Raw genomic sequence first — 3,064 nt, 5'->3', positions numbered from 1 at the left:
CACCGAGCTCGCCAACGCGAATACCAGCGTGTATGCGCTGATGAAGCTTCTCGGGCACGAATCGATGGTGACCTCGCAGCGTTACGTCGATGGTGCGGGGACGCAGAACCGCGCGGCAGCTGCCCAAAACCCGCTGTACCGCCTGATCGAACAGTCGCGGGAACCGTAGCGAGCACACGCACGTCACGCCGCCCGCCCTTCTCAGTAAAGGATCCAACGTGAGACGGCGCGATCAGCTCGGATGCGTTGCGTGCGCCGGTCGTCGTGTTGCCTGGTCGATGACCTCGGCGACTTCCTGGGAGTGAGCGACGTAGGTGTTGTGCCCGCCGGGGACCTCGACCGGGTAGACACCGAGGCGCTCGCGGGCCATGTGGAGCATAGCCGCGCCGGGCCAAAGCCTCGATCAGCCAACAGAACCCGGCCGCGGATTGGGTGCTGCCATGTACCAGCACCACGTCGCTCACCGCCGGCCCCCACGACTGGCGGTGACCAGCTCAATCGGCCGGACATAGCCGGTGATGCTATTGATCGTGCGATGGAGAGCATGGTTGAGCGCATCGATGTCGCAGCGGGCCAGACCTCCACCGGTGGCGATGACATGCTCGGCGGTGACCGTCAGATCGTTCATGGTGCCCAAAATGCGGCGGTCGGTGGTTTTGGCCACGGTCACCTGGTGGGCATCAAGGGCGCCGAGCGTATCGACAGCCAGCCCTTCGGCTCGCAGCGCCGCCGCGATCGCCGAGACGACGGGCGGACCGATCGGACGCAGCCCGACGGCCGTGACATTCGGCACGAACACCGAAAACAAAGTCCCGGCGTGGGTCACCAGTAGGCACTTGCGCCGATCGACCCAGACCAGGTGGGCATACCAGTCCTGCTCGGAGGCCTCGCCGACGGCCGGCGTGGCCACCCGCAACAACGCCAACACCTTGCCGGTGCACCGCAGCATCACGCTCACGATCGTAGGAAGCTAACGAACAGGCACAATGCAAAGGGGCCGATCAGCGATCCCGCTGCGGGCAGCTGCGATCGGAGATATTCGCGGCTGTGGAAGGCGCGCGTGCGGATTGGCAGCACTGTGCCTGTGCGAAGCGAGTCGCTAAGACAATGTCTAGATCTAAACGTGGATCGCTCGTATCGACGGCGATCTGCACATCCTCGACGTGTTGGAGCTGATCGCGTGCGTTAGGGAGTGTGGTGTATGCCGTTGACTGGCCCAGGAATCCAGGGTGATCTTCAATTGGAACTAGACCGGCTTTGCGCCAGTACCGGTTGAGCGCATCGATCGCCTGGATCTCTGAAGCATCTTCGGGGGTTTCCCCGGCCGGGTGGGGATACAGCACAACGAGCGTGTCCGATACGCTCGCCATTCGCGCGATCACCTCTGCGGCCAGCCACGCCCCGAGGTCGTGGCCTCGTAGGGGTTCGGCGACGAGCACGGTGAGCAGGATGAGGACGGTGTTGAAAGGCTCCTGGAACTGCTCCTGAACGGAATCGGCGACGTACTTTCCGTCGAACAGGCCCGCGAAGTTCTCAGCGTCTTGCGACACCGAGTCCAACATGTCCGCGATTGAGTTGTTCACCCAACCGTATCGTCAGAAAATCGGCGTACCCGCCAAGGACGTCGGGCTCGTCGACCATGGCGAGGTGGACGCAACCCAAGCCACAGCTCGGCGCGCCAGTCCATGCAGGGTCGAACTGGCTATCGTTGGTGCTCGCAAATCGGACTGTCGGCGCAAACAGCGTCGTCGCGCTGGAGTCAGATATGGTCATCCGCTCACTCGGGCCAACCATGGTCGCCGGCATGCTCTTCATCGTGCCTTCGCGACGGCTTGAAAGAGACGACTGAACTGCGGGGCGCGGCGGGTGCTCTGATGGAAGTCCAATCATGCAGGAAAGACCATGGCGATGGACCACAGCTCATTGACCCGCCGCTACGGCGGGGACAACTCGCACGCTGTCTGCCCATCAGCGCCGACATCAAAGCACGGTCGGCCCCACGATCGATGCCGACGGATATCGTCACCACAGGTAGAATCGAGCGTATGGGTGAGTTGAGGGATAAATACCCGCAGCATTTCGCAATTCTCGCTGACGCGCGAGCGCAGGCCCTAGAGTTCGCCATCGCCAACAACGTTCTGGAGGGCTGGGAGCCCAACGAGGACGACATTCGCGATCTGTGCGAAGCGACCGCTGGACATCTCAGTGACGATGAAGTGCTCAGTCGCGGACTGGACCGGCTGCAGCGCAATCGTGCGGATGCCCGCCCGTCCTGACTGAGGAGCTCACGCCCGAGAGTGCCGGTGCCGCAATGGGAATCGTACTTCTGGCCAAATACGCAGGTCCTAAAAAACAAGTTGGGGCTCAAAGACCAGGCCACCCTGACCGCGATGGAACGCCTGCACACCACGCTGCAAGCCGAGCGGATCACATCAGGTCTCATTCCGATCGATCAGACCTTTGACGCCGCACACCTCAAAGCCATTCATGCCGCGCTGTTTTCGCGGATCTACACCTGGGCAGGCGAATTCAGGACGGTGAACATGCGCCGCGGCGTGAATGAGTTCGCGAGCGTCGCTGACATTCCGAGGGTCATCGCTGAGATGCACCGACAAATCAGCGAAACCGACTGGCGTATCGCTGATCGTGACGTGTTCGCGGCCAATATCTCGACTACCGCGACAATCGGGAACTTCGCGCACCCTTTCCGCGACGGAAATGGGAGGGTGATGCGAATCCTGCTCAACCATGTCTGCGAACGTAGCCCGTACCGCCTTGATTTCACCGATTTGGATCCGGCCGTGTGGAACCAGCGCTCGGCGCTGACAATGCCTGACCGAGGCAGCACCCAGGTCCATCCAGAGGAGTTCGTCGCTGTTTTCAAGGCGATCGCTGTCGACGCGAACCGACATATCGAGATCGAGCGTGGTGAAGATGGGTACGGACTCGAGCCCGGCACCGACGGCGGCGACGACTTAAGTCTGTGACGCCCAGCCGCCCGGCCACCTTCGGTTCCGCGTCGAACGGTTGTCAAGATTTGATCGACCTGGTTACGGAGATGCTT

At 62.0% G+C, this 3,064-nt stretch carries 4 protein-coding genes and 1 pseudogene; 3 read left to right on the top strand and 2 right to left on the bottom strand.

All coding sequences use genetic code 11. The annotated features are described in order from the left end of the window. A pseudogene (locus AC5Y7V_RS31240) lies at nucleotides 1-169 on the top strand (tyrosine-type recombinase/integrase); the annotation flags it as partial. A 291-nt stretch (nucleotides 170-460) separates the two neighbouring features. On the opposite strand, the gene AC5Y7V_RS31235 reads toward AC5Y7V_RS31240, so the two are convergent. Together AC5Y7V_RS31235 and AC5Y7V_RS31230 are read right to left on the bottom strand one after the other, a co-directional pair. Continuing rightward, entirely contained in the window at nucleotides 461-949 is a 489-nt protein-coding gene (locus AC5Y7V_RS31235) for a DUF6933 domain-containing protein (RefSeq protein ID WP_499883780.1), read from the bottom strand. Between the two features lie 52 nt (nucleotides 950-1,001). Continuing rightward, a complete protein-coding gene (locus AC5Y7V_RS31230; protein WP_499883779.1) occupies nucleotides 1,002-1,583 on the bottom strand; it encodes a hypothetical protein in 582 nt (193 codons plus the stop codon). A gap of 462 nt (nucleotides 1,584-2,045) precedes the next feature. Here AC5Y7V_RS31230 and AC5Y7V_RS31225 point away from each other — a divergent pair, with 462 nt between their 5' ends. After that, a complete protein-coding gene (locus tag AC5Y7V_RS31225; protein ID WP_499883778.1) occupies nucleotides 2,046-2,276 on the top strand; it encodes a hypothetical protein in 231 nt (76 codons plus the stop codon). A gap of 21 nt (nucleotides 2,277-2,297) precedes the next feature. Beyond that, the gene (locus AC5Y7V_RS31220; RefSeq protein WP_499883777.1) at nucleotides 2,298-2,987 is read left to right on the top strand and encodes a Fic/DOC family protein; all 690 of its coding nucleotides are present in this window, start codon (nucleotides 2,298-2,300) and stop codon (nucleotides 2,985-2,987) included. Nucleotides 2,988-3,064 lie beyond the last annotated feature (77 nt).

Source organism: Mycobacterium sp. NGS34 (genome assembly GCF_059812845.1).
Note: the sequence above shows the minus strand (reverse complement) of the source record. Positions and strands in the feature narration are given on the sequence as shown.